This window comes from Streptococcus mobilis, assembly GCF_059727625.1.
In genome coordinates this window covers 1664100-1687625 of record NZ_AP041823.1, presented here as the reverse complement: position 1 = coordinate 1687625, position 23526 = coordinate 1664100, and the positions used below count along the sequence as shown (strand labels likewise).

General features: G+C 43.7%; 22 protein-coding genes. 17 read left to right on the top strand and 5 right to left on the bottom strand.

Translation table 11 applies throughout. The annotated features are described in order from the left end of the window. Nucleotide 1: 1 nt before the first annotated feature. The 4 genes from AC6IZR_RS08005 to AC6IZR_RS07990 all read left to right on the top strand — a co-directional run bounded on the left by AC6IZR_RS08005 (nucleotide 2) and on the right by AC6IZR_RS07990 (nucleotide 5161). Nucleotides 2-793, top strand: coding sequence for a YlmH family RNA-binding protein (locus AC6IZR_RS08005; RefSeq protein ID WP_070586407.1), 792 nt, complete (start codon nucleotides 2-4; stop codon nucleotides 791-793). Between the two features lie 9 nt (nucleotides 794-802). Continuing rightward, nucleotides 803-1621 carry a DivIVA domain-containing protein gene (locus AC6IZR_RS08000; RefSeq protein ID WP_462128586.1) on the top strand — a complete coding sequence of 273 codons (819 nt, stop codon included), beginning with the start codon at nucleotides 803-805 and terminating at the stop codon, nucleotides 1619-1621. 252 nt (nucleotides 1622-1873) lie between these two features. Next, a complete protein-coding gene (gene ileS, locus AC6IZR_RS07995) occupies nucleotides 1874-4666 on the top strand; it encodes an isoleucine--tRNA ligase (protein ID WP_070586409.1) in 2793 nt (930 codons plus the stop codon). A gap of 60 nt (nucleotides 4667-4726) precedes the next feature. Beyond that, nucleotides 4727-5161: a GNAT family N-acetyltransferase gene (locus AC6IZR_RS07990; protein ID WP_070586410.1), complete on the top strand. Its 435-nt coding sequence runs from the start codon at nucleotides 4727-4729 to the stop codon at nucleotides 5159-5161. 80 nt (nucleotides 5162-5241) lie between these two features. On the opposite strand, the gene AC6IZR_RS07985 is transcribed toward AC6IZR_RS07990, so the two are convergent. The 3 genes from AC6IZR_RS07985 to AC6IZR_RS07975 form a co-directional block, all read right to left on the bottom strand. Then, nucleotides 5242-5544: a DUF1827 family protein gene (locus AC6IZR_RS07985; RefSeq protein WP_021152773.1), complete on the bottom strand. Its 303-nt coding sequence runs from the start codon at nucleotides 5542-5544 to the stop codon at nucleotides 5242-5244. 67 nt (nucleotides 5545-5611) lie between these two features. Continuing rightward, nucleotides 5612-6061, bottom strand: coding sequence for an NUDIX hydrolase (locus AC6IZR_RS07980; RefSeq protein WP_497848412.1), 450 nt, complete (start codon nucleotides 6059-6061; stop codon nucleotides 5612-5614). A gap of 264 nt (nucleotides 6062-6325) precedes the next feature. Further along, nucleotides 6326-8584: an ATP-dependent Clp protease ATP-binding subunit gene (locus AC6IZR_RS07975; RefSeq protein WP_070586412.1), complete on the bottom strand. Its 2259-nt coding sequence runs from the start codon at nucleotides 8582-8584 to the stop codon at nucleotides 6326-6328. A 248-nt stretch (nucleotides 8585-8832) separates the two neighbouring features. Here AC6IZR_RS07975 and AC6IZR_RS07970 point away from each other — a divergent pair, with 248 nt between their 5' ends. The 5 genes from AC6IZR_RS07970 to AC6IZR_RS07950 all read left to right on the top strand — a co-directional run bounded on the left by AC6IZR_RS07970 (nucleotide 8833) and on the right by AC6IZR_RS07950 (nucleotide 13262). Beyond that, the gene (locus AC6IZR_RS07970; protein WP_003005989.1) at nucleotides 8833-9063 is read left to right on the top strand and encodes a DUF1797 family protein; all 231 of its coding nucleotides are present in this window, start codon (nucleotides 8833-8835) and stop codon (nucleotides 9061-9063) included. Nucleotides 9064-9228: 165 nt separating this feature from the next. Beyond that, a complete protein-coding gene (locus AC6IZR_RS07965; protein ID WP_070586413.1) occupies nucleotides 9229-10083 on the top strand; it encodes a bifunctional methylenetetrahydrofolate dehydrogenase/methenyltetrahydrofolate cyclohydrolase in 855 nt (284 codons plus the stop codon). 13 nt (nucleotides 10084-10096) lie between these two features. After that, a complete protein-coding gene (locus AC6IZR_RS07960; RefSeq protein WP_497848411.1) occupies nucleotides 10097-10870 on the top strand; it encodes an HAD-IIB family hydrolase in 774 nt (257 codons plus the stop codon). A 52-nt stretch (nucleotides 10871-10922) separates the two neighbouring features. After that, complete coding sequence (locus AC6IZR_RS07955) at nucleotides 10923-11798, top strand: NAD(P)H-hydrate dehydratase (RefSeq protein WP_497848410.1); 876 nt, start codon at nucleotides 10923-10925, stop codon at nucleotides 11796-11798. 9 nt (nucleotides 11799-11807) lie between these two features. Next, nucleotides 11808-13262: a glycoside hydrolase family 32 protein gene (locus AC6IZR_RS07950; protein WP_497848409.1), complete on the top strand. Its 1455-nt coding sequence runs from the start codon at nucleotides 11808-11810 to the stop codon at nucleotides 13260-13262. Between the two features lie 57 nt (nucleotides 13263-13319). Here AC6IZR_RS07950 and AC6IZR_RS07945 read toward each other — a convergent pair whose 3' ends face one another. Together AC6IZR_RS07945 and AC6IZR_RS07940 are read right to left on the bottom strand one after the other, a co-directional pair. Beyond that, nucleotides 13320-14594: a 2-hydroxycarboxylate transporter family protein gene (locus AC6IZR_RS07945; RefSeq protein WP_373106252.1), complete on the bottom strand. Its 1275-nt coding sequence runs from the start codon at nucleotides 14592-14594 to the stop codon at nucleotides 13320-13322. Between the two features lie 21 nt (nucleotides 14595-14615). Beyond that, entirely contained in the window at nucleotides 14616-16238 is a 1623-nt protein-coding gene (locus AC6IZR_RS07940) for a malolactic enzyme (protein WP_195311577.1), read from the bottom strand. A 171-nt stretch (nucleotides 16239-16409) separates the two neighbouring features. Here AC6IZR_RS07940 and AC6IZR_RS07935 point away from each other — a divergent pair, with 171 nt between their 5' ends. From AC6IZR_RS07935 to AC6IZR_RS07900, 8 genes are all read left to right on the top strand, one after another. Then, nucleotides 16410-17294 (top strand): LysR family transcriptional regulator, encoded by an 885-nt coding sequence (locus AC6IZR_RS07935; RefSeq protein ID WP_497848408.1) that lies wholly within the window; start codon nucleotides 16410-16412, stop codon nucleotides 17292-17294. 152 nt (nucleotides 17295-17446) lie between these two features. After that, nucleotides 17447-18787 (top strand): exodeoxyribonuclease VII large subunit, encoded by a 1341-nt coding sequence (xseA, locus tag AC6IZR_RS07930; protein ID WP_373106254.1) that lies wholly within the window; start codon nucleotides 17447-17449, stop codon nucleotides 18785-18787. Next, nucleotides 18765-18977, top strand: coding sequence for an exodeoxyribonuclease VII small subunit (locus tag AC6IZR_RS07925; RefSeq protein WP_003006013.1), 213 nt, complete (start codon nucleotides 18765-18767; stop codon nucleotides 18975-18977). Before xseA ends, AC6IZR_RS07925 begins: the two co-directional genes overlap by 23 nt. After that, nucleotides 18974-19849: a polyprenyl synthetase family protein gene (locus tag AC6IZR_RS07920; RefSeq protein WP_497848407.1), complete on the top strand. Its 876-nt coding sequence runs from the start codon at nucleotides 18974-18976 to the stop codon at nucleotides 19847-19849. The genes AC6IZR_RS07925 and AC6IZR_RS07920 overlap by 4 nt, the downstream gene beginning before the upstream one ends. Continuing rightward, complete coding sequence (locus AC6IZR_RS07915; RefSeq protein WP_497848406.1) at nucleotides 19842-20660, top strand: TlyA family RNA methyltransferase; 819 nt, start codon at nucleotides 19842-19844, stop codon at nucleotides 20658-20660. Before AC6IZR_RS07920 ends, AC6IZR_RS07915 begins: the two co-directional genes overlap by 8 nt. Further along, complete coding sequence (locus AC6IZR_RS07910; RefSeq protein WP_003006022.1) at nucleotides 20650-21084, top strand: arginine repressor; 435 nt, start codon at nucleotides 20650-20652, stop codon at nucleotides 21082-21084. The genes AC6IZR_RS07915 and AC6IZR_RS07910 overlap by 11 nt, the downstream gene beginning before the upstream one ends. 6 nt (nucleotides 21085-21090) lie before the next feature. Beyond that, nucleotides 21091-22749, top strand: a complete 1659-nt coding sequence (gene recN, locus AC6IZR_RS07905) for a DNA repair protein RecN (protein WP_049506966.1) — start codon at nucleotides 21091-21093, stop codon at nucleotides 22747-22749. 20 nt (nucleotides 22750-22769) lie between these two features. Then, on the top strand, nucleotides 22770-23498 hold the full coding sequence (locus AC6IZR_RS07900; protein ID WP_497848405.1) for a metallophosphoesterase: 729 nt from the start codon (nucleotides 22770-22772) through the stop codon (nucleotides 23496-23498). Nucleotides 23499-23526 lie beyond the last annotated feature (28 nt).

Below are 23526 nucleotides of genomic sequence, written 5' to 3'. Positions count from 1 at the left end.
GATGGGACAGACAGAGATTTATCAACATTTCAATCGCGAAGATCACGAATTCATTGATCGTTGTATTGAATTGTCTGAAAGAGTGGTGGAACGCTATTCTGTTGAGGTGACGGGTTTTTTAAACCCTCATCAGGTCACTATTTTACGAAATGTCGCGGCAAGCTACCAATTACAGGTCTTTGCTTCCAGTGATGAGCAGAAAATGGAGTATGCCAAGGTTATCGTTGCTCCGGATTATTACCAATTAGATCCAAGTGACTTTGATCTGGCCCTATTGGAAATGGTCTATGCTTCAAAATTTCATCACTTGACTCATTCCCAGGTACTGGGGACCATTGTTCACCAATTAGGTGTGGAGCGCAAGTCCTTTGGAGATATTCTGACAAGTGATGGAAAGATCCAAGTATTTGTTGAACAGCGTTTTGTTCACTATTTCATGGATCACATCCAGAAAATTTCTCGGGTACCTGTTAAGCTGAGGGAAGTTCCTCTCTCTGAACAAATGATCATAGAGGAAGAAAGCCAGCACCGAGATATTCTCGTGTCGAGTTTTCGGTTAGACAAGGTGATTGCTGGAACCTTCAAGCTTTCGCGCTCACAAGCTAGTCAGTTGATTAGTTCTGGTCTAGTGAAAGTTAACTATGCGACTACTTCCAATGTTAGCTATGCTGTAGGTCTGAATGATTTAGTCAGTGTCCGACGCTTTGGGCGTCTTAAAATTGTTTCTGAAAATGGTATTTCAAAGAGTGGAAAATATAAAGTAACTGTTGAAATACTCTTAAGTAAAAAATGAGGAGGAGTTATGGCTCTTACTGCTTTAGAAATTAAAGATAAAACTTTTGGCGTTAAATTTAGAGGGTATGATGCGAACGAAGTAGAAGAATTTCTAGATATCGTTGTTCGCGATTATGAAGATCTTGTTCGTTTAAATCATGATCAAGAAGCAAAAATTCAAGCTCTTGAAGAACGCTTAAACTATTTTGATGAAATGAAAGATTCATTGAGTCAATCTGTTTTGATTGCACAAGATACTGCGGAACGTGTCAAACAAGCCGCTAACGAACGTTCTGAAAATATTGTTCGTCAAGCTGAACAAGATGCACAGCACTTAGTGGATGAAGCAAAACAAAAAGCAAATGAAATCCTTCGTCATGCAACGGATAATGCCAAGAAAGTTGCAGTTGAAACGGAAGAATTGAAAAACAAGACACGTGTCTTCCATCAACGTTTGAAATCAACCATCGAAAGCCAATTGAGCATTATCGATACGCCTGAATGGGATGAAATTCTTCGTCCAACTGCTATGTATATTCAGACAAGTGATGAAGCTTTCCGTGAAATTGTGGAAAAAGCTTTGGGTGAATCAGTGCACCATCATCCAGAAAATGAGAATATCGATTTGACTCGTCAATTCTCTCCAGCTGAAATCGAAGAATTGCAAAAACGCATCGAAGCAGCTAATTTAGAATTGGGTGCAACACAAGCGTTTGAAGGTTTGAATGAAAAAGTTCAATCCGCTTTAGAAGAAGCAGAGCACGCTCGTCATGAAAATGAGGCGGTTGTTGAGGAACCGGTTCAACCAGAAGACGAAACGAATCGTGAATCTGTCAATATTTTATAATTTTGTAAAAACAGGTCCATTAATGATAGGTCTAGCGAGCAGATGATGGTGGAAGGTCTGCACTCCCTCTTAATGGATGATCCTTTTACAGTATTCGTTCTGAACCCTTGAGTAAGAACGGACGTTTCCCTCGTTACGGGATGAGAGGAGAAGGTCGCTTGCGACTTCTCGAACAAAGGTGGTACCACGAGCAATCGTCCTTTTTAGGATGCTCGTGTTTTTTTATAGCTTTTAAATCAATAAGGAGACATAATGAAACTCAAAGAAACATTGAATCTTGGAAAAACAGCTTTTCCAATGCGGGCTGGGCTTCCAACGAAAGAACCTGTTTGGCAAAAAGAATGGGAAGATGCAAAATTGTATCAACGCCGTCAAGAGTTGAATGAAGGGAAACCGCATTTTACCCTTCATGATGGCCCTCCGTATGCCAACGGAAATATTCACGTGGGACATGCCATGAACAAGATCTCAAAAGATATCATTGTTCGTTCCAAATCTATGTCAGGATTTTACGCCCCTTATATTCCAGGTTGGGATACCCATGGTTTGCCAATTGAGCAAGTCTTGGCTAAACAAGGTGTGAAACGTAAAGAAATGGACTTAGTTGAGTACCTGAAACTCTGTCGTGAATATGCGCTTTCTCAAGTAGATAAACAACGCGAAGACTTTAAACGCTTAGGTGTTTCAGGTGATTGGGACCATCCTTATGTAACCTTGACGCCTGACTATGAAGCAGCACAAATCCGCGTCTTTGGTGAAATGGCCAATAAAGGCTATATCTACCGTGGAGCTAAGCCAGTTTACTGGTCTTGGTCTTCTGAATCAGCCCTTGCTGAAGCAGAAATTGAATACCATGATTTGGTTTCAACTTCCCTTTACTATGCGAACAAAGTTAAAGATGGTAAGGGTGTCCTAGATACAGACACTTACATCGTTGTCTGGACAACAACTCCATTTACGGTTACAGCTTCTCGTGGATTGACGGTGGGTGCAGAGTTTGATTATGTCGTAGTAAAACCTGCTGGATCTGACCGCAAGTACGTCGTAGCCTCTGAACTCTTACCAAGTCTTTCTGAAAAATTCGGTTGGGAAAATGCTGAAGTCCTTGCGACTTACCAAGGGAAAGAATTGAACCATATCGTGACAGAACATCCATGGGATCCGGAAGTGGATGAATTGGTGATCCTTGGTGAGCATGTAACCCTTGATTCAGGTACTGGTATCGTCCATACTGCTCCTGGTTTTGGTGAGGATGACTACAATGTAGGGATTGCCAATGGCCTCGAAGTTGCTGTTACTGTTAATGAACGCGGAATCATGATGGAGAATGCTGGTCCTGACTTTGCAGGTCAGTTCTATGACAAGGTTGTTCCAACGGTTATCGAAAAACTTGGAGATTTGCTCCTTGCTCAAGAAGAAATCTCTCACTCTTACCCATTTGACTGGCGTACGAAAAAACCAATCATCTGGCGTGCCGTGCCACAGTGGTTCGCTTCTGTATCAAAATTCCGTCAAGATATCTTGGACGAAATTGAAAAAGTGAAATTCCACTCAGAATGGGGGAAAGTGCGTCTTTATAACATGATTCGTGACCGTGGTGACTGGGTCATCTCTCGTCAGCGTGCCTGGGGTGTGCCCCTTCCAATCTTCTATGCAGAAGACGGAACACCAATCATGACAGCTGAAACCATCGAACATGTAGCGCAACTCTTTGAAGAACATGGTTCCATCATCTGGTGGCAACGTGAAGCGAAAGACCTCTTGCCAGAAGGATTTACGCATCCTGGTTCACCAAATGGCGAATTTACAAAAGAAACAGATATCATGGACGTCTGGTTTGACTCAGGTTCATCATGGAATGGGGTTGTAGTTAACCGTCCAGAACTCAAATATCCAGCTGATCTTTACCTGGAAGGTTCAGACCAATACCGTGGTTGGTTCAACTCATCTCTTATCACTTCTGTGGCGAACCATGGTGTAGCGCCTTATAAACAAATCTTGTCTCAAGGTTTCGCCTTGGATGGTAAAGGTGAGAAGATGTCTAAATCTCTTGGAAATACCATCGCTCCAAGTGATGTTGAAAAGCAATTTGGTGCTGAAATCTTGCGTCTCTGGGTAACCAGTGTAGACTCAAGTAATGACGTGCGTATCTCAATGGATATCTTGAGCCAAGTGTCTGAGACTTACCGTAAGATCCGTAACACGCTTCGTTTCTTGATTGCCAATACATCTGACTTTAACCCAGCTGAGGATGCAGTTGCTTATGACGAGCTTCGTTCAGTGGACAAGTACATGACCATTCGCTTTAACCAGCTTGTCAAGACCATCCGTGACGCTTATGAAAACTTTGAGTTCTTGACGATCTACAAGGCACTTGTTAACTTTATTAACGTTGATTTGTCTGCCTTCTACCTGGATTTTGCCAAGGATGTTGTTTACATCGAAGGAGCGAAATCCCTCGAACGCCGTCAAATGCAAACAGTTTTCTATGATATCCTTGTGAAAATCACGAAACTCTTGACGCCAATTCTTCCTCACACTGCTGAAGAAATCTGGTCCTATCTTGAGTTTGAAGCAGAAGACTTCGTTCAATTGTCAGAATTGCCAGAAGCAGAAACGTTTGCCAACCAAGAAGAAATCTTGGATACTTGGTCAGCCTTCATGAACTTCCGTGGTCAAGCTCAAAAAGCCTTGGAAGAAGCGCGGAATGAAAAAGTGATTGGTAAATCACTTGAAGCTCATTTGACGGTTTATCCAAATGAAGTTGTGAAAACACTTCTTGGAGCTGTTGATAGCAATGTTGCTCAACTCTTGATTGTTTCCGAGTTGACCATCGCAGAAGGACCAGCTCCAGAAGGTGCAGTGACCTTTGAAGATGTCGCCTTTACGGTTGAACGTGCAGCTGGTGAAGTTTGTGATCGTTGCCGTCGCATCGATCCAACAACGGCTGAACGCCACTACCACGCAACCATCTGTGATCACTGTGCAAGCATCGTCGAAGAGAACTTTGCAGACGCAGTCGCAGAAGGATTTGAAGCAAAATAATAAGACGTGAAAAATCGCAGGGAGAGGGTCTCCTTGCGACTTTTCAATAAAGAGGAAGTTATGTGGTACCAGAAAGAATTTAAGGAACTAGAACTGAAAGAGTTTTACGAGATCGTTCAGCTGCGATTAGAGACCTTTGTCGTGGAACAAACTAGGATCTACAATGATCTCGATGATGTTGATTATCGATCTATCCACCTTTTTCATCAAAATAGGGAAGGACGTGTGGATGCCTATGCTCGCATATTCGAAACGGGGCTGACGATTCATTTTGGCCGAGTGGCTGTTGCCAAAGGCAGTCGTGGTCAAGGACTAGGAAAGGCTATGGTAGAGCAAATTTTGAACCTGTGTGAACAGAGATTTCCTGGACGGACCATTGAAATTGAGGCTCAAGAGCAGGTGGTCGGCTTGTATGAAAAGTTAGGTTTTCAAACGGTGAGCGAACCCTTTATCTTGGCTTCTACCCCTCACGTAAAAATGATCTATCAGAAATAAAGAATCCTTTCATCTCATGATTGAGGTGAAAGGATTTTTTTGGAAAAAGATACCAAAGAAAAAAGCAAGGCAAATTGGCCTTACTTAGTAATTGGAAAGGAAATTTCAATTAGTTTATCGGAGTAGAGGGTTTTAATAGCGGATTGGTCAATGTTTTGAAGATCAATCTTACGTTTTAAAAAGAACTCACGAATTAATTCTACTTCAGTTTCACGAATAGCACGGTGTTTGTTACTGATCAATAATTCATAGTGGGTTGGGGCTTGTGTAAAAACAACATCAGTATTGCCCGCGGAATAAACCTCGACAAGCAAGGCGTCAGTGCTGGCAAGTTGGCTCTTGACCAGTGCAGCATGACTATTGGTGGTATTAATGAGCTTCATATGAGTTCCTCCTGACCTCTATCTTCATTTATTATAGCACTTTTTTTTATTTTGTGAAAGAAGTCCTTTAGTTTTTATGGGCAATTTTCCACTGTTCAATGCCCCATTTATGACTGCCTCGTTTGAGTTTTTCGATCGCTGCCTCTACTGGGAACCAAGCAAGATTGTTAAAATCTTCCAGTGGTTTTTGAGTTTCTGTGTAGTCGACGACTTCATAAATATAGGCAGGATTGTAGTAGTAGGTATCCCGGTGGCTAGAATAAAAATACTCGTCTGCTTGGCCATAGTATCGCCCTAAAATAGCAGTAAAGCCTAATTCTTCGATCAGTTCCCGTTTCAGAGCTTGCAGGTGATCTTCACCCGCCTCGATTTCCCCGCCAGGTAAGAACCAAGCTCCATTTGGAGCTTGAACGAGGATGATCTGATCCTGGTCCTTATTGGGAATAACAGCGTAGACACCATAGCGGTTCACATACGCAACATCTTGTTTCTTTTCACCAAAACTTGGAATGGTCATGGTTTTCTCTTTTCTTACTTTTTCATCATTATATCATATTTTTTAGCAAAAATCTGGAGGGAAAAAAGAAAGAGAGTGGGACAGAAATCGGTAATTCGTTAGAATTCGATTTCGTCGTCCCACCTCCGCACAGTTGAGTAGGGCTGTAAAAGCTGATGAAATCAGCGTAGTAGAGCCCACTCAACCACTGCGTCTTGCTCGACAATCCAAAAATAATTGAGAGGCTAGGACTTCTGTCCCACTCTCTGAATGTACATTTACTGATTATGATTCTGAATTCTTTTCGGCCGTCTTGTGAACAGCTTTGATGCTAATATTCCCATTGCTGGTCATGACGGCTTTGAGTTGTTTCTCACTTGGATGTTCCAGGTAATAATCGGTAATGGCATCTTCGATATGGTCTTGGATGGTACGACGGAGTGGGCGGGCCCCCATTTTTGGATCGTAACCCAGATCGACCAATTTTTCTTTGACCTTCTCTGTTACATCCAGATGAATCTCATTCTGTGCGAGACGTTGATTGACTTCATCGAGCATAAGGGTAACGATTTGGAGAAGGTTTTCTTTTGATAGAGGTTGGAATTCAATGATGCCATCAAAACGGTTCATGAATTCAGGGCTAAAGAAATTCCCGAGTTCTCCCAGTACAGAGTTGGTTCGACCTTCGCGAGCAGCTCCAAAACCAACATTGGCCTCAGCTTTGCCGGTTCCAGCATTAGAGGTCATGATGATAATGGTATCTTTAAAGCTGACGGTACGGCCTTGACCATCTGTCAAACGGCCATCATCTAAAACTTGCAAGAACATGTGCATGACATCTGGATGGGCTTTTTCCACTTCATCCAACAACACGAGGGAGTATGGATTGCGACGAACCTTTTCCGTTAGTTGTCCAGCTTCATCGTAGCCAACATAGCCCGGAGGAGCTCCGACTAGTTTCGCTACGCTATGTTTTTCCATGTATTCGCTCATATCAAAGCGGATCATATTGTCTGCAGAGCCAAAGAGCTCGATCGCCAATTGTTTAGACAATTCGGTCTTTCCGACACCGGTAGGTCCGACAAAGAGGAAGCTTCCGATCGGACGGTTAGGTGATCCTAGGCCAACACGATTGCGTCGAATGGCTTTCGCAATTTTATCCACTGCATCATCTTGACCGATCACATGGGTTTTCAAATCAGAAGCCAGATTGATCAATTGAGATTGTTCTTTTTCTTTCAAATCACCAACAGGAATATTGGTCTTTTGTTCAACGATGTGTTCAATAGTTTTTTCACTGATGACAGGGGTCTCCTGATCAGTGACATGTTGACCTTGCATTTCCTTGTATTTCGCGATTTGGTCACGGAAGTAGGCTGCTTTTTCAAAGTCTTCTTCGCGGGTTGCTTGAGCTTTGAGGTTTTCCGCTTCAATCAAGCGCTGGTCGATCACTTTTGGATCCACAAAGTTTAGGGTCAGGTTCATCTTAGACCCCGCTTCATCCAACAAATCAATGGCCTTGTCTGGCAGGAAGCGATCTTGGATGTAGCGGTTTGACAGAATAGCTGCCGCTTCGATGGCCCCGTCTGTATAGTGGACGTGGTGGTAGTCTTCGTATTTTTTCTGGATGCCCTTGAGGATGGTGATGGTTTCTTCAACCGTTGGTTCATCGACCTTAACGGGCTGCATCCGACGTTCCAAGGCCGCATCTTTTTCAATGATACGGTATTCATTGAGGGTAGTAGCCCCGACTAATTGGAGTTCTCCTCGCGCTAAGGCTGGTTTGAGGATATTTCCAGCGTCCATATTGCCCTCACCAGCTGATCCTGCGCCAACAATTTCATGGATTTCGTCGATGAACAGAATAACATCTTCGCGTTGACGAATTTCATCCATTAATTTTTGCATGCGTTCTTCGAATTGACCACGGATGCCTGTGCCCTGAACGAGGCTCACGACGTCTAGGCGGATGACTTCTTTTCCTTGCAATTTATGTGGAACGTCGCCATCAACGATTTTTTGAGCCAGGCCTTCCACAACGGCAGTCTTTCCGACACCAGGTTCTCCGATCAGAACCGGATTGTTCTTGGTTCGACGGTTGAGAATTTCGATGACACGGATAATCTCTTCGTCACGGCCAATGACAGGGTCAATATCCCCTTTGCGGGCAATTTCTGTGACATTGATGCCGAACTCTTCTAACAGCCCTTTTGGCTTTTGAGGGCGTGCTTGACGAGGGTCTTGACCACCACCACGGTTATTGTTTTGGCCGTAGCCGCCACCTCCATAACTGCCTCCGGATTGAGTTGGAGGGGTTTGAGGTTCTTGCGGACTTTGGAAGTTTCCAAGGTTATTGAAGAAATCTTCAAAAGGATCTCCAGTGAGTTGGCTCCGTTGGGTCATGCCCTTCAAGAAGCTGTTATTTGGGTCTGTTTTCATAATTTTATAGCAATTTTGACAGAGGTCTACTTGCTGCTGACGTCCATTTACATTTGTATATAAATGGATGGTTGATTCATTTATTTTACAATTTTGACAAAGCATATACATACCTCACAGTAGGTTTTTGATGGTTTTCCATCAAGAGACGAGCCTATTTTCAAAAGGTCAAAAATAGTCAAAGATTTATAGTTTCATTATATCAGTATTCTAGAAGTTTGCAAGAATTTGCTACGGAATGTCGCTAAGGAGTGAAGAAGAGAGTAAATCAATGGAAAAATGTGAATTTTTATTGGAAGAGCTTTCTCTTTTATGATAAAATAGGAGAGTAGAAAGTAAAGAGGAGAAATAAAATGGAATCACATTTAGTACGGATTATTAACCGTTTGGAGACGATGACAAAAGACGGTGGAAACTTGAAACGTAATTTTGAACGTGACGGTGTTGTTGTCGCTGAAGTAGCCTACAACCACAATGAAGAAGAAGGTTCAACCTTTACACTTCGTGATGTTGAAGCGCGTGAAACCTATACATTTGATAGCATTGATTTAATTGCAATGGAAATTTATGAATTGCTTTACTAAGCAGCTGTGTGGATGAGTTTGGGGTGGTCTCAAGCTCATTTTTTGTCCATCTGGCTATAGTTTTCGTCTATAAGAAATTCTAATTAGGAACAGTTAGGTTTGAGAGTTGAAATCTGCTATAATAGAGAGGACTATTTTCATTACTTGACTAGAAAGAGAATTGACATGACGACAATCATTGATGGGAAGGCGCTCGCTACAAAATTACAGGGTGAGATTGCGAAGAAAACAGCACGATTAAAAGAAGAGACAGGAGTTGTGCCTGGCCTCGTTGTCATCGTGGTAGGAGATAATCCAGCTAGCAAAATCTATGTAAGAAATAAAGAGCGTTCTGCTATTGCGGCAGGCTTTCGGAGTGAAGTGAGACGACTTCCTGAAAGCATCAGCCAAGCTGAATTATTAGAAGTGATCGAACACTACAATCAAGATCCCCTTTGGCATGGGATTTTAGTGCAGTTGCCACTGCCTAAGCATATCGATGCGGATGCAGTCCTTTTAGCCATTGATCCGACAAAAGATGTGGATGGCTTTCATCCATTGAATATGGGACGTTTGTGGGCTGGAAATCCCCTCATGGTGCCTTCAACTCCCGCTGGGATCATGGAGATGTTCAAAGAGTACGGGATTGATCTAGAAGGGAAGCGAGCAGTCGTAATTGGTCGTTCCAATATTGTTGGAAAACCAATGGCGCAGTTGCTCCTTGCTAAAAATGCGACAGTAACCTTGACCCATTCCCGGACCCATCATCTGCCTAAAATTGCTAGAAGAGCAGATATCTTGGTTGTTGCGATCGGTCGTGCGAAATTTGTAACAGCAGACTTCGTGAAAGAAGGCGCCGTCGTTATTGACGTCGGAATGAATCGCGATGAGAATGGCAAATTGTGTGGGGATGTCGATTTTGACTCTGTTGCACCTTTGGCCAGTCATATTACCCCGGTACCAGGAGGGGTTGGTCCTATGACCGTCACCATGCTGATGGAGCAGACCTACGAAGCAGCTGTTCGTGCCTTAAAAAAATGAAAGTGTGAACAAGATGAAGTTTGTATTTGATTTAGATGGAACCCTGTCATTCGATGGTGTCACAATCGATGATGAAATCAAACAGGTCTTATTGAGAGCAGAAGAATTTGGCCATGAAGTTGCCTTTGCTTCTGCACGTTCTTACCGGGACTGCTTGGGTCTTTTAGGGGATCCATTGAGTCAGCAACTCGTGATTGGTTTAAATGGTGGATTGGCCTATCGTCAGGGGCAATTGGTATATGAGGAACAATTGGACAAGGATGTGTATCGGGAAGTCCTTGGCTTTTGCCGCCATTACAATCTACCATTTTTTGTGGATGATACCTTTGATTATAGCGGACAGATTTTGGAAAAGATTCCTTTTGTTGCTAATGTAGATCCCCTCAAGAAAGCCCAATATCGTTCATTAGAGGAGCTGACAGATCCGATTAAGGTCGTGATCTATATGGGTGGCCATGAGGAGCTCGTGGATGAGATTATCGAGCGGATCGAAAAGACAGATAAGGCCCATATCCGCTATCATGCGCATGAAAAATGCATCTATCTCAATCCAGCAGACACGCATAAAGCGATAACAGTAGAAGAACTCTGCGGAGAAAATTTCGTGGCTTTTGGTAATGATCAAAACGATATTGAACTCTTTGAAAAAGCTATTTATGCCGTTCAAATTGGCGATTTTCCATCCCTTCGGCCTTACGCTGATGATCAATTAGTGGCCAAGCAAAATCATCCACAAGCTGTTGCTGCTAAGATCTTGCAAGTCTTCGCAGAATTTAGAGGAAAATAAAAGAAGGAGGGGGAGTCGTGGCTTCTCCTTTTTCGCAAGAAATGAGGAAGATATGAAAAGAGTTCAGAAAGAAGAGATCCAGCGCGTCATTGTGAAGCGCCCAATGACGTCATATAAAGGAGATTTTGGTCGTCTGCTCCTGATTGGAGGAACCTATCCCTATGGGGGAGCCATCATTATGGCAGCGATCGCTGCGGTTCATAGTGGAGCGGGCTTGGTCACTGTTGCAACAGATCCTGACAATCTGACGGCCCTTCATAGCCATCTTCCTGAAGCCATGGGCTTTGATCTAGCGGATCATGAACTCCTTTGTGAGCAAGTGCAAAAAGCTAGCGTGATTTTAGTAGGGCCGGGCTTAAAGGAATCTAATGAAAACCAAGGAGTCTTACAAACGATTTTTGAGCAGGTCTCTAGGCATCAGGTTCTGATTTTAGATGGAGGTGCTATTAGTCTTTTTGCGACCTCTCAGTTTGACTTGCCAGAAGCTCAGTTAGTCTTTACCCCTCATCAAAAAGAATGGGAAAAACTATCGGGACTTGATCTAGCAAGCCAGACAGAAGAAAAGAGCCAAAGAGCAGTACAGAACTTTCCTGAAGGGACTGTCATAGTAGAAAAGGGGCCTCACACACGAATTTGGACAAGTGGGAAGGAAGAGGGCTATCAGCTAGATGTTGGTGGTCCTTACCAAGCAACAGGTGGCATGGGAGATACCTTGGCAGGGATGATCGCGGGGTTTGCAGGTCAATTTCCACAGGTTGGACTCTATGAGCGCGTGGCAGTCGCGACCTACCTTCATTCAGCTATTGCTGAAGACTTGAGCAAGGAGGCTTATGTGGTTTTACCGACAACCATCAGCAAAGAAATTCCCAAATGGATGAAGAAGTGGAGTGACAAAAATCAGGCAACCAGCACTGAAAATAGGAAATAGGTGAAAAGTATGAAGGAAAGCATTCGGAAAGCAAATCAGTATATCGATGAAAACAGGGAGAAGGTTGATCAGCAATATAGAGGGGCATTTCATTTGCTACCTCCAATTGGCTGGATGAACGATCCTAATGGTTTTGTTTATTTCCGTGGAGAATACCATTTGTTTTACCAATTCTATCCCTATGATAGTGTTTGGGGGGCCATGCATTGGGGGCATGCCAAATCAAAAGATCTTCTCCATTGGGAAGAACTGCCAGTAGCATTAGCGCCAAGTGAAAGCTATGATAAGGATGGCTGCTTCTCGGGTAGTGCTATCGTGAAAGACGACAAGCTCTACTTGCTGTATACAGGTCATGTAGACGATGAGGAAAAGCGCGAAGAAACTCAGTGTCTTGCGGTGTCGACGGATGGCATTACCTTTGAAAAAATCCCCACTAATCCAGTGATTCATGTGCAGCATATTGATGGTATCGCAGATATTGCTGATTTTCGTGATCCCAAAGTCTTTGAATACCAAGGAAGCTATTATACTGTAGTTGCTTCCAAAACAGTAGATGATCGAGGGCAAATTCTCTTGTTTGCGTCAAGTAATCTAGAGGACTGGAGCTTTAAATCAGTCTTACTGGAAGGTGAAAAAGGGCAAGGTATCATGTGGGAATGTCCGGATTTCTTCCTCTTAGATGGTAAATGGGTCTTGATTCTGTCTCCCATTGAAATGGAAAGACAGCAAGAAAAATACTGGAATTTAAATTCGACTGTTGCCTTTATCGGTGACATGAATTGGGAAACGGGTCAGTTTGTTGTCGATTCATATGATGAAATTGATGGTGGCTTGGACTTCTATGCTCCTCAAACTTGTCAAGGACCAAATGGCGAACGATACATGGTTGCTTGGATGCAAATGTGGCAACGTTCCATCCCTAGTCATGACTTAGGTCATGGTTGGGCAGGAAGCATGACGGTTCCTAGAAAATTATGTTTGAGAGACGGAAGATTGGTTCAGGAATTACCTGAGTCTGTGAAAGATCACTTCCTTGTAGAGAATGCGCCAGAAACCATTGCAAAGGGCAATCAAATCACGATCCCAGCTAGAGGGAAACAAACCTTGTTTGAGATAGGTGCTAAATCAGGTCGCTCCTTTATCCTAAGCTATGGGAATGAATCTGATGCTGATAGTACCTTGCAATTGATTTACGATGCCTCCAATAAACGCTTTAGCTTGAGTCGAGATCAATTTGGACACCTCATTTCTGGAAAAGAAAGCCCAGAAATTCAATCAAGATGGATTCAGTTGGATGGTGAAAAGGATCATCATTTCTCGATTCTTCGAGATACCAACTCAATTGAAGTATTCGTGGATGGTAAAACTCTATCAATGACCTTTTATGAAACGACTGAGAATCCTGTCTATACCTTCAAAGCAGATGAAGGGGTCGGTTTAGTTGTAAAAACATATCAAAAATAGGTATATAAAAATCTCCTAAAGAACAAAAAGACAAGTCGCAGGACTTGTCTTTTTGTTTTAGGATAGGACGGAAGCGAGGAGTCCTCCGAGAATGAGGATGATAGCCCCGCTCAGTCGGTTGGCCATTTGGGCGAAGGCGATCATTTCCATACGATCAGATGCAGAGAGCACGGCGATATTTCCGGTTCCTCCCATAGAGTTATTGATCATACCAGATCCGATAGCAGTCTCAACAGGATACAATCCAACCAATTTTCCGATCAAGGCAGATGCAAGCCCCATAGCTACTACAGAAGTCAAGCTAAGGAGAATGAACTGCCAAGTCATCGCTTTCGCAAGAGTTGTAAGGTCAATCAAGGAAAGACCGATCCCAGCTAGGACTGCATGGGTGAGATTGGTCATAATGACTTGGTTAAACATGACCACACAGTTTTCCAAAGGTTTTGGAACAGCATTGAATGCTTTTAGGATAAACACAATGATAATCATGAAGGCATAGCTGTGAATTTTTGGAACAAAGGCATTGCAGATGACCCCAAGAAGAAAAATACTAAAGGCAAACATCATACCAACCCCGATTTGGGTTGGATCAAGTATGAGCTTTTCTTTCTTCAATTCATCTTTATTGACAGGAATCAAGACGCCGTGACCATTGTAGGGGCTGTCTGCAAAGACCTTAACAATCATCACCGCTCCGATAATGGCAAGGATATTACCCAGTGTGGTAGCCGGTGCCAATTGAGAGAAGATGGCTGCTTGGCTTCCATGGAGATTGGCAGCATAGATCTTCGAAAGAGGCAGGATTCCAGCTCCCATGCCCCCTACCATTTGAGGGAAGGATACATAAAGGATCGAGTGTCCAAATCCTTGCCCCAAAAGAGTTCCAACGATTCCAACAGAGAGAGCACCAATGGCCATGGTGACCAAGGAAACAGGAATAAAACGAGCAGAAGCTTTCACCAAGAGATTGCGATTCATCCCTAGAATAGCTCCACAAATCAAGGCTGCGATATAAAAATCAAGAAAGCCAAATGAATCTCCCAAGAAGCCCTTGGTGGCTGTGATAATGTTTGCTGGAATAACATGAAAGGTCGCTAGAAGAGTAGCTCCTAGTAGGGTGAAAACGGATCCTCCACCTAGGTAAGAATTCATGATTGGAAGTTTCTCACCGATAAAGTAGAGTAGGTGCCCCATGACGACCAAAAGGAGGGTTAATCCAAGCATATTGAGTGGGAGTTTCCCCATAGCAATCGTCACCGCGAGAACGATGACGATGAATGCATATAGAGGGAGACTGACACCGGAAATTTTGATTTCATTCAATTTTTTCATGGTTGTTCAGTCAGCTCCTTATTAGTATTTAGGATACCATTTAAGATCACGTACAGCTTTTGCCATATCTGTTTCTTTGGCTTGTGCAAGACCTTGTTCTTGGGCTTTCTTAGCAACAGCTTCTGCCACCTTGATAGACACATCAGCCACATATTGGAATGGTGGAAGGACTGGCGCACCTGGTTGGCCTGGATTGACAATACCTGACAATGAATGAGCAGCTGCCCCAATCATTTCATCTGTCAACAATTTGGCTTCAGATGCCAACATACCAAGACCAAGACCTGGGTAGATCAAAGCGTTATTGGCTTGACCGATTTCGTAGTCCACACCTTTGTAGCTGATGGTTCCTGAAGGGACACCGGTAGCGACAAAGGCTTTACCGTCTGACCATTCGATGACTTGTTGGGCTGTTGCTTCCAATTTTTTGGTTGGGTTAGAAATTGGGAAGATAACTGGGCGTTCAGTGTTTTCACACATGGCTTCAACGACTTCTTTAGTGAAGGCACCTGGGTTTGTAGAAGTTCCGACCAAGATCGTTGGTTTTACGGTTTTGATCACTTCAAGAAGGTTGGTCATATCGCCTTTACCTTCGAAGTCAGAACGTTTCTTAGCAAATGGTTTTTGAGCTGGCGTCAAATCTTCCATATCATCAAACAAAAGACCTTGTTTATCGATCATGAAGAAACGTTTGTAAGCTTCTTCTGGAGAAAGACCTTCTGCAACCATTTCAGCGTGAACACGGTCTGCGATACCAGCACCAGCAGAACCACCACCATAGCAAAGGTAAACTTGGTCTGTCAATTTTTCGCCAGTGATATCCATAGCTCCAAAGATACCGCCCAAGACAACAATACCAGTACCTTGAATATCATCGTTGAAAGTTGGAATTTCTGTCTTGTAACGGTTCAAGATATCAGCTGCATTTGAACGACCGAAGTCTTCCCAGTGAAGGTACAATTTAGGGAAAAGTTTTCCAGCTGTTTGAACAAATTGATCGATAAAGGCATCGTACTTTTCACCACGAACACGTTCATGACGGTTTCCAAGATACATTGGATTGTTCAACAATTCTTCACGGTTGGTACCAGCATCGATGACAAGAGGCATAACGCAAGCTGGATCAATTCCGGCTGCAGCCGTGTAGACCATGAGTTTTCCTACAGAAATGTCAACCCCTTGGACACCCCAGTCACCAATACCAAGGATTCCTTCTGCATCAGTTGCAACGATCAAGCGGATATCGCGATCGCCAGCCGCATTTTTCAATGTTTCTTCGATATTTTCTGGGTGGTTAATATCAAGGTAAGCTGCATATTGTGGGTCTACAAAGAGTTCAGAATATTGTTCAATGGTGTCTGCGATCACTGGATCATAGACGATTGGGTTGAACTCAACGATGTGTTGGTTAAAGAGGTAGTAGAAAAGAGTACGGTTTGTATTGAAAATTTCCATCAAGAAAAGACGTTTTTCAAGGTCTGATGGTTTGCGCAAGAAATGTTGGTAAGCTTGTTCAGCTTGTTCTTCGATGCTTTGAACATATGGAGGAAGAAGACCAATTAGTCCAAGTTCTTTACGTTCTTCCATTGTGAAAGCAGTTCCTTTATTAAGGAATGGATTGTTTAAAATTTCATGTGATTTCATTGCGAAATACTCCTCATAAATAATTTATCTGTAAGATTTTTCTCACGCAAGCCATTATAGTCTTCTGTGTTTCTTATAGTCAACTTCCCTTATCCTTATAAAAAAATTTTATAAGTAAGGCTTTTGTGTTAGAATGAAGGAAATGGAAATTGTAGAAATAGAGGGATGCAGATGAATATCCGGGACTTGGAATATTTTTATCAACTGTCGAAGCTAAAGTCTTATACGGACGTGGCGCATTATTTTCAAGTAAGTCAACCAACTGTGACCTATGCCATCAAGCGATTAGAGGACCACTATGGGTGCCAGTTGGTAGAAAAATCGTCTTCTAATCGTGTTTTGCACCTGACTCAGACGGGGAAGGTCCTAGCCAATCACGCGCGAGAGATTTTAATCGAAATCGAAAAGACGGAAAAAGCCGTTGAACGAAGTAAAAAGAATCTGTTGCGCATTGGGCTACCGCCCTTGATCACCAGTGATATCATGAAAAAATTTGGTACGCATGATGAAGAGCTTGAGATTTTTCGTCAATCGCAATTGGTGCAATTAGGTTCCAGGGATTTGATGCGATTGTTGGTGCGTGGTGATTTAGATTTTAGTCTATTGGGAAGCTTAGAGCCTATCTCGCACGCGCATTTGACCAGTCAGCTCTTATATAAGAAAGAATTTTTTGTGATTGTTTCGAAAGATCATCCACTAGCAGATCGCAAAGAAATTTCTTTTAAGGAGGTCTTAGAGGAGACCTTCATTTTGTTGGATGAACACCATGTGCACATGACTGCTTTTAAACGCTTGAATGCTCGCTTTGACGACTTGGCACAGTCTACTGTTGTCTTGACTGATTCCAACTTGGTTTTGAGTTTCATCGAAGAAAATTTAGGGATTGGCCTCATGACCGATCTGACTCTTTTTCCAGAATATCCAAATCTTGTCAAAATTCCGCTGGTTGAAGAGGAAAAAACAGTCTTCTATATTAGTTATGCCTACCCAAATGAAGGGGAACCCCAAGCACTTCTTAGCTCCTTTATTGAACGATTAGAGAAGTGTGAAAAATAGGGAAGCTGGTTTAAAATAGACCAGTAGAAAGTGACTTGAATAAAATGAGGCTTGGAGAGAAAGGAAATTCATGATTTCGCTTTGTCTGCCAGCCTTTTTTGGTGTTTTTTGGTATAATTAAACTTGATCATATTCTGTAGAAAGGAGTTCCTATGTCCAACTATTTATCCGTATCCAGTCTGACCAAATACCTCAAGTTAAAATTTGATAAGGACCCCTATTTGGAGCGGGTCTATTTGACAGGTCAGGTCTCGAATTTTCGGAAGCGTCCCAATCACCAGTATTTCTCTCTAAAGGATGAAAAGGCTGTGATTCAGGCGACTGTTTGGGCTGGGATCTATAAGAGTTTTGGCTTTGAGCTAGAAGAAGGCATGAAGATCAACGTCATTGGACGGATTCAGCTTTATGAACCAAGTGGGAGTTATTCCATTGTCATCGAAAAGGCGGAGCCAGATGGGGTAGGGGCCTTAGCCATCCAATTTGAGCAACTCAAGAAAAAGTTGACCGAAGAAGGGCTTTTTCAGGATCGGTGGAAGCAAGCTCTACCGCAATTCCCAAGAAAGATCGGGGTGGTCACTAGTCAAAGTGGGGCCGTGATTCGCGATATTATCACAACGGTGAGCCGTCGTTTTCCTGGTGTGGACATCGTGCTCTACCCGACCAAGGTCCAGGGAGAAGGCGCTGCAAGTGAGGTGGTTGCTAATATCCAGAAAGCCAATGCTCGGACGGACCTAGATGTCTTGATCATCGGTCGTGGGGGTGGTTCGATTGAAGACCTCTGGGCCTTTAATGAAGAGCCAGTTGTGCGGGCTATTTTTGAGTCTAGAATTCCCATTATTTCCAGTGTGGGACATGAGACAGACACGACTCTAGCAGATTTTGTAGCGGACCGACGAGCCGCTACTCCGACGGCAGCAGCTGAATTAGCCACTCCGGTGACGAAATTAGATCTCTTGTCGCATTTACAAAAGCAGGAGAATCGCATGGCAACAGCCATGTCCAATCGTTTGGCCTATAATCGAGAACGTTTGGCCAAATTAAGTCAATCGGTTATTTTTAGACAGCCTGAAAGACTCTATGATGGCTACCTGCAAAAGATTGACCAGTTGCAATTGCGCTTGAAACAAGGGATGCGGGATGCTTATGGACAAGGGGCCAATCAGCTACAAGGTCTGCGTCATCGCTTAGAAGCTATGTCTCCATTGCATCGTATCGAGCGTTATCAAGACCGTGTTCTCCAAGATAAGAGGATCTTAACCAGTCGAATGGAACAAGTCCTAAAAGAGCAAAAGGTCAAGGTGCAAGGTTTATCAGAAGCCCTCTTGATGCTGGATACCAGTCGGATTATTGCGCGTGGCTATGCCATGGTCAAGCAAGACGATCAAGTCTTGGATTCGGTTGCGAAAGTAAAAGAAGGAGACCCGCTGTCCCTCATCATGAGAGATGGCCAGTTAGAAGTAGAGGTAAAACATGTCGAAAGAAAAGAAATTTGAAGAAAATTTAGCAGATTTGGAAGCCATCGTCCAAAAATTGGAGAGTGGTGATGTGGCTCTTGAAGAAGCGATTACAGAATTCCAAAAAGGAATGAAGTTGTCAAAAGAATTGCAAGATACCTTGGATCAAGCAGAGAAAACCTTGGTCAAGGTCATGCAAGCAGATGGTACTGAAGCGGATCTAGCATGAGACAAGAAGAAAAAAGAAATAGAGTAGAGCAAGCGATTCGCTCTTTTTATGAGGAAAAATCCATCGCCCCCCATTTAGTGGACTCGGTCCTTTATTCGATCCAGGCAGGTGGAAAACGTCTGCGCCCAATGCTTCTTCTAGAATTGTTAGAAGCCTTCGGACAGGAGTTGACAGAGGCTCATTTTCAGGTGGCAGGGGCTTTGGAGATGATCCACACAGGGAGCCTTATTCATGATGATCTACCGGCCATGGACAATGACGATTACCGTCGGGGCCAATTGACCAACCACAAGAAATTTGGAGAAGACTTGGCGATTTTAGCAGGAGATGCACTTTTCCTCGATCCCTTTGGAATGATAGCCGCGAGTGACCTTTCAGATGCGGTCAAGGTCTCTTTGATCCTTGAGTTATCAGATGCTTCCGGTAGTCGCGGAATGGTAGCTGGCCAAGTCCTTGATATGGAAGGGGAGCACAAACAGCTCACACTAGCAGAGTTGCAGACCATCCATGCTAATAAGACAGGACGACTCCTTGCCTATCCATTCATCGCAGCAACCTCGATTTTAGAATTGCCAGCAGACATTGGTCAGCTCTTGGAAACAATCGGGAAAAAATTAGGGCTGGCTTTTCAAGTACGGGATGATATTTTGGATTTGGTCGCTGATTTTGAAGCTCTAGGTAAGACTCCTCAAAAGGACTTAGTGGCAGAAAAATCGACCTATCCAGCCCTCTTGGGATTGGAAGAATCAAAAGCTTTGCTTACAAGCGAATTAGACGTTTGCGAGGACTTGTTGGATCAGATTACAGCTGCTTGCGACTTTGATCCGCAAGCAATCAAGAAATTAATAGAAGGATTACGAATAGATGGCTAAGGAAAGAGTGGATGTATTAGCCTATAAACAAGGCCTATTTGATACCCGCGAACAAGCCAAAAGAGGGGTGATGGCAGGCCTTGTCGTTGCCGTTATCAATGGTGAGCGCTTTGATAAACCGGGTGAAAAAATTGATGAAGCGACCGAGTTGAAATTAAAGGGTGAAAAGCTCAAGTATGTCAGCCGCGGCGGACTCAAATTAGAAAAAGCCTTGAACCAATTTGGCTTAACTGTGGAGAATAAAATTGCGATTGATATTGGAGCTTCTACAGGTGGCTTTACAGATGTCATGTTGCAAAATGGAGCCAGCCAGGTCTTTTCGGTGGATGTCGGGACCAATCAGTTGGCCTGGAAATTGCGCAATGATCCTCGGGTAGTCTCTATGGAACAGTTCAATTTCCGCTATGCCCAACCAGATGATTTTGAAGCGACACCGAGCTTTGCGAGTATCGATGTCAGCTTTATTTCCTTGGACTTGATTCTGCCAGCTCTTCATCGGATTTTGGCAGAAAATGGACAAGTGGTTGCGCTAGTTAAACCTCAGTTTGAGGCAGGACGCGAGCAGATCGGAAAAAATGGGATCATTAAGGATCCTAAGATTCATTTAGCCGTTCTTGAAAAGGTCGCTGCATTTGCAGGGACACATGGCTTTGCGGTAATGGGAGTGGCTTATTCCCCTATCCAAGGAGGCCATGGCAACATCGAATTTTTGATGTATCTAGAAAAAAAAGAAGAGAAAACAAAGCCAACTACAGAGCAACTGGAGGCTGTTGTGGAGCTGGCACACAAGGAATTTAAACATGAAGAGTAAGAATATCAGATTAGAAAAAATTCGTCGTTTCATTCGCGATCATGAAGTGGGGACGCAAGAAGAGATCGTCGAACATTTGAAAGAAGAAGGCATCTCAGCAACCCAAGCGACGGTGTCACGGGATATCAAAGAATTGGGCATCGTAAAACGCCCTCTGAAAGACATGACCTATGTCTATGAATTGCCACGTAAGCACCACCAAGGGATCGGGATGATCGAAAGCAATATTTTGTCTCATCGTCGCATGGGAGAATATGTCAATTTCACCATGGTTCCAGGGACAGCGCCTTTAGTCAAACGTCGCTTGCGGGAGATTTATAAGGAGCATATCTTTAGTATTGTTGCAGATGATGATACGATCTTACTGATCGCCTATTCAGCTCCAGAAGCAGAGAATATCCTCAAATCAATCTTTGGGTGGTAAGAGCCTATGCTATTAGAAATTTCGATTAAGAACTTTGCCATTATCGAAGAGATTTCCTTAAATTTTGAAAAGGGAATGACGGTACTGACAGGGGAAACAGGTGCAGGGAAATCCATCATTATCGATGCCATGAACATGATGCTGGGAAGCCGTGCAACGACGGATGTCATTCGACACGGAGCCCCAAAAGCGGAAATCGAAGGGCTCTTCACCGTTGAGAGCAATCGCCACCTGACAGCTCTCTTTGAAGAGCAAGGACTAGAGTGGACCGATGAATTGATCATTCGTCGAGAGATCCTGCAAAATGGACGAAGTGTCAGCCGGATCAATGGTCAGATGGTGAATTTATCTGTCTTAAAGGCAGTCGGTCAACATTTGGTGGATATCCATGGCCAGCATGATCAGGAAGAACTCATGCGGCCCCAATTGCATATCGCTATGCTGGATGAATTTGGGGATGCAGCCTTTTTCCAAACCAAAGATGCTTATCGTCAAACCTTTGAAGATTACAAACGTCTGCGCAAACAAGTAGTGGAACTTCAGCGCAACCAGCAGGAAAACAAGGCCCGTATTGAGATGTTGGAGTTTCAAATTGCAGAGATTGAGGCAGCTGCCTTGGAAGTGGATGAGGACCTGCGTCTGGAGCAAGAACGCCAACGCCTGCTCAACCACAAGATGATTGCAGATACCCTAACCAACGCCTATACTATGCTGGATGCAGAAGAGTTTTCGAGCCTCTCCAATGTTCGCTCAGCCATGAATGATCTGGAAAGCATTGAAGAATATGATCCCAGCTACAAAGAGCTCTCAAGCCAGCTATCTGAAACCTTCTATGCCCTTGAGGATATTACCAAGCGCTTAGAAGATGTGGTAGATGGTCTGGAGTTTGATGGCAATCGCCTCATGCAGGTGGAATCGCGTTTAGATTTGATCCACTCCATCACGCGCAAGTATGGTGGCCAAGTCAAGGACGTCTTGGAATACCTGGCGCAAATCACCAAAGAATATAGTCTCCTCACCGGCAGTGACCTCTCGTCTGAAGACTTGGAAAAAGAACTCAAACGTTTGGAAAAGAGTTTGGTCACCTTGGCTCAAGACTTGAGTGATCAGCGGCATGCTTTGGCCCAAGCTTTGGAAAATGAAATCCAGCAAGAATTGGCAGACCTCTACATGGACAAGGCGCGTTTTCAAGTGCGTTTTAGTAAGGCTAAGTTTAATCGTGAGGGAAATGAAGCTGTCGAATTTTACATTTCGACCAACCCAGGTGAGGACTTTAAACCCCTTGTCAAGGTAGCATCCGGCGGAGAATTGTCACGTTTGATGTTGGCCATTAAGTCGGCTTTTTCTCGAAAAGAAGGAAAAACCAGTATCGTCTTTGACGAGGTGGATACAGGAGTCTCTGGGCGCGTGGCCCAAGCTATCGCAGCGAAAATTCATAAGATTGGTCAAAATGGCCAGGTGCTTGCTATTTCTCACCTGCCTCAAGTCATCGCTGCAGCAGATTATCAATTCTATATTGAGAAAATCAGTGATGAACACTCAACTGTATCTACTGTGCGTTTGCTCAATAGAGAAGAACGAATCGAAGAAATTGCCAAGATGCTGGCAGGAGAGGATCTAACGGAAGCTGCCCGTCAACAAGCAGAGCAACTTCTCAAGCGTTAAGAGAAAGAAGGTTTGAAACAATGTCAACATACTTTGTAGTCGGAGATATTCACGGAAAAGCACAAATGCTAGAAGAGCTCATGACAGAGTGGGATGGAAAAGCCCAATTGGTCTTTTTAGGAGATTTGATAGATCGAGGCGAAAACAGCAAACGATCGATTGAAATCGTAAAAGACTACGTAGACCACCACGGAGCTGTTTGCCTTTCCGGGAATCACGAGTACATGTTTTTAGCCTGGTTGGACAATCCAGAAGAGCGTTATGATCACTACCGAAGAAATGGTGGCGATACGACCATCAACTCTCTGTTAGGCCGGCCACTCGATGCTCCTGTAGATGGCATTGCGGATGCGCAAGCAGTAGAGAGTACCGTCCCTGACTTGGTGGCCTTCATCCGCAGTCTGCCCTTTGACTATGAGACAGAAACCTATTATTTTGTCCATGCTGGTGTGGATCTAACCCTTGAAAATTGGCGAGAAACCAGTGATTACCAAAAAGTCTGGATCCGAAAACCATTCCATGAAGCGGAGAATCATACAGGCAAATGGATCGTCTTTGGCCATACACCGGTCTATGGACTGCTTAATGAGCCGGTCGGTACTGAAAATCTTTGGATTTCAGAGCAGAAGATGGGCGTTGATGGAGGCGCAGTCTATGGTGGAGTCCTCCATGGATTGCTCTTGGATGATCAAGGCATCGTCCATGACCATGTCCTTCACAATACAGGTTTTTCTGCTACAGACGACTGAGGGAGCAGGAATGGTTATCTTTCACTGC

Excerpts from the sequence above, each read along its gene's own strand:
- AC6IZR_RS08005 (WP_070586407.1), top strand. The coding sequence starts at position 2 with ATGGGACAGACAGAGATTTATCAACATTTCAATCGCGAAGATCACGAA.
- AC6IZR_RS07985 (WP_021152773.1), bottom strand. The coding sequence starts at position 5,544 with ATGAAGCTCATTAATACCACCAATAGTCATGCTGCACTGGTCAAGAGC.
- AC6IZR_RS07990 (WP_070586410.1), top strand. The coding sequence starts at position 4,727 with ATGTGGTACCAGAAAGAATTTAAGGAACTAGAACTGAAAGAGTTTTAC.
- AC6IZR_RS07980 (WP_497848412.1), bottom strand. The coding sequence starts at position 6,061 with ATGACCATTCCAAGTTTTGGTGAAAAGAAACAAGATGTTGCGTATGTG.
- AC6IZR_RS07975 (WP_070586412.1), bottom strand. The coding sequence starts at position 8,584 with ATGCTTTGTCAAAATTGTAAAATAAATGAATCAACCATCCATTTATAT.
- ileS (WP_070586409.1), top strand. The coding sequence starts at position 1,874 with ATGAAACTCAAAGAAACATTGAATCTTGGAAAAACAGCTTTTCCAATG.
- AC6IZR_RS07915 (WP_497848406.1), top strand. The coding sequence starts at position 19,842 with ATGGCTAAGGAAAGAGTGGATGTATTAGCCTATAAACAAGGCCTATTT.
- AC6IZR_RS07900 (WP_497848405.1), top strand. The coding sequence starts at position 22,770 with ATGTCAACATACTTTGTAGTCGGAGATATTCACGGAAAAGCACAAATG.
- AC6IZR_RS07965 (WP_070586413.1), top strand. The coding sequence starts at position 9,229 with ATGACGACAATCATTGATGGGAAGGCGCTCGCTACAAAATTACAGGGT.
- AC6IZR_RS07925 (WP_003006013.1), top strand. The coding sequence starts at position 18,765 with ATGTCGAAAGAAAAGAAATTTGAAGAAAATTTAGCAGATTTGGAAGCC.
- AC6IZR_RS08000 (WP_462128586.1), top strand. The coding sequence starts at position 803 with ATGGCTCTTACTGCTTTAGAAATTAAAGATAAAACTTTTGGCGTTAAA.
- AC6IZR_RS07970 (WP_003005989.1), top strand. The coding sequence starts at position 8,833 with ATGGAATCACATTTAGTACGGATTATTAACCGTTTGGAGACGATGACA.
- AC6IZR_RS07910 (WP_003006022.1), top strand. The coding sequence starts at position 20,650 with ATGAAGAGTAAGAATATCAGATTAGAAAAAATTCGTCGTTTCATTCGC.
- AC6IZR_RS07945 (WP_373106252.1), bottom strand. The coding sequence starts at position 14,594 with ATGAAAAAATTGAATGAAATCAAAATTTCCGGTGTCAGTCTCCCTCTA.
- recN (WP_049506966.1), top strand. The coding sequence starts at position 21,091 with ATGCTATTAGAAATTTCGATTAAGAACTTTGCCATTATCGAAGAGATT.
- AC6IZR_RS07955 (WP_497848410.1), top strand. The coding sequence starts at position 10,923 with ATGAAAAGAGTTCAGAAAGAAGAGATCCAGCGCGTCATTGTGAAGCGC.
- AC6IZR_RS07940 (WP_195311577.1), bottom strand. The coding sequence starts at position 16,238 with ATGAAATCACATGAAATTTTAAACAATCCATTCCTTAATAAAGGAACT.
- xseA (WP_373106254.1), top strand. The coding sequence starts at position 17,447 with ATGTCCAACTATTTATCCGTATCCAGTCTGACCAAATACCTCAAGTTA.
- AC6IZR_RS07960 (WP_497848411.1), top strand. The coding sequence starts at position 10,097 with ATGAAGTTTGTATTTGATTTAGATGGAACCCTGTCATTCGATGGTGTC.
- AC6IZR_RS07935 (WP_497848408.1), top strand. The coding sequence starts at position 16,410 with ATGAATATCCGGGACTTGGAATATTTTTATCAACTGTCGAAGCTAAAG.
- AC6IZR_RS07920 (WP_497848407.1), top strand. The coding sequence starts at position 18,974 with ATGAGACAAGAAGAAAAAAGAAATAGAGTAGAGCAAGCGATTCGCTCT.
- AC6IZR_RS07950 (WP_497848409.1), top strand. The coding sequence starts at position 11,808 with ATGAAGGAAAGCATTCGGAAAGCAAATCAGTATATCGATGAAAACAGG.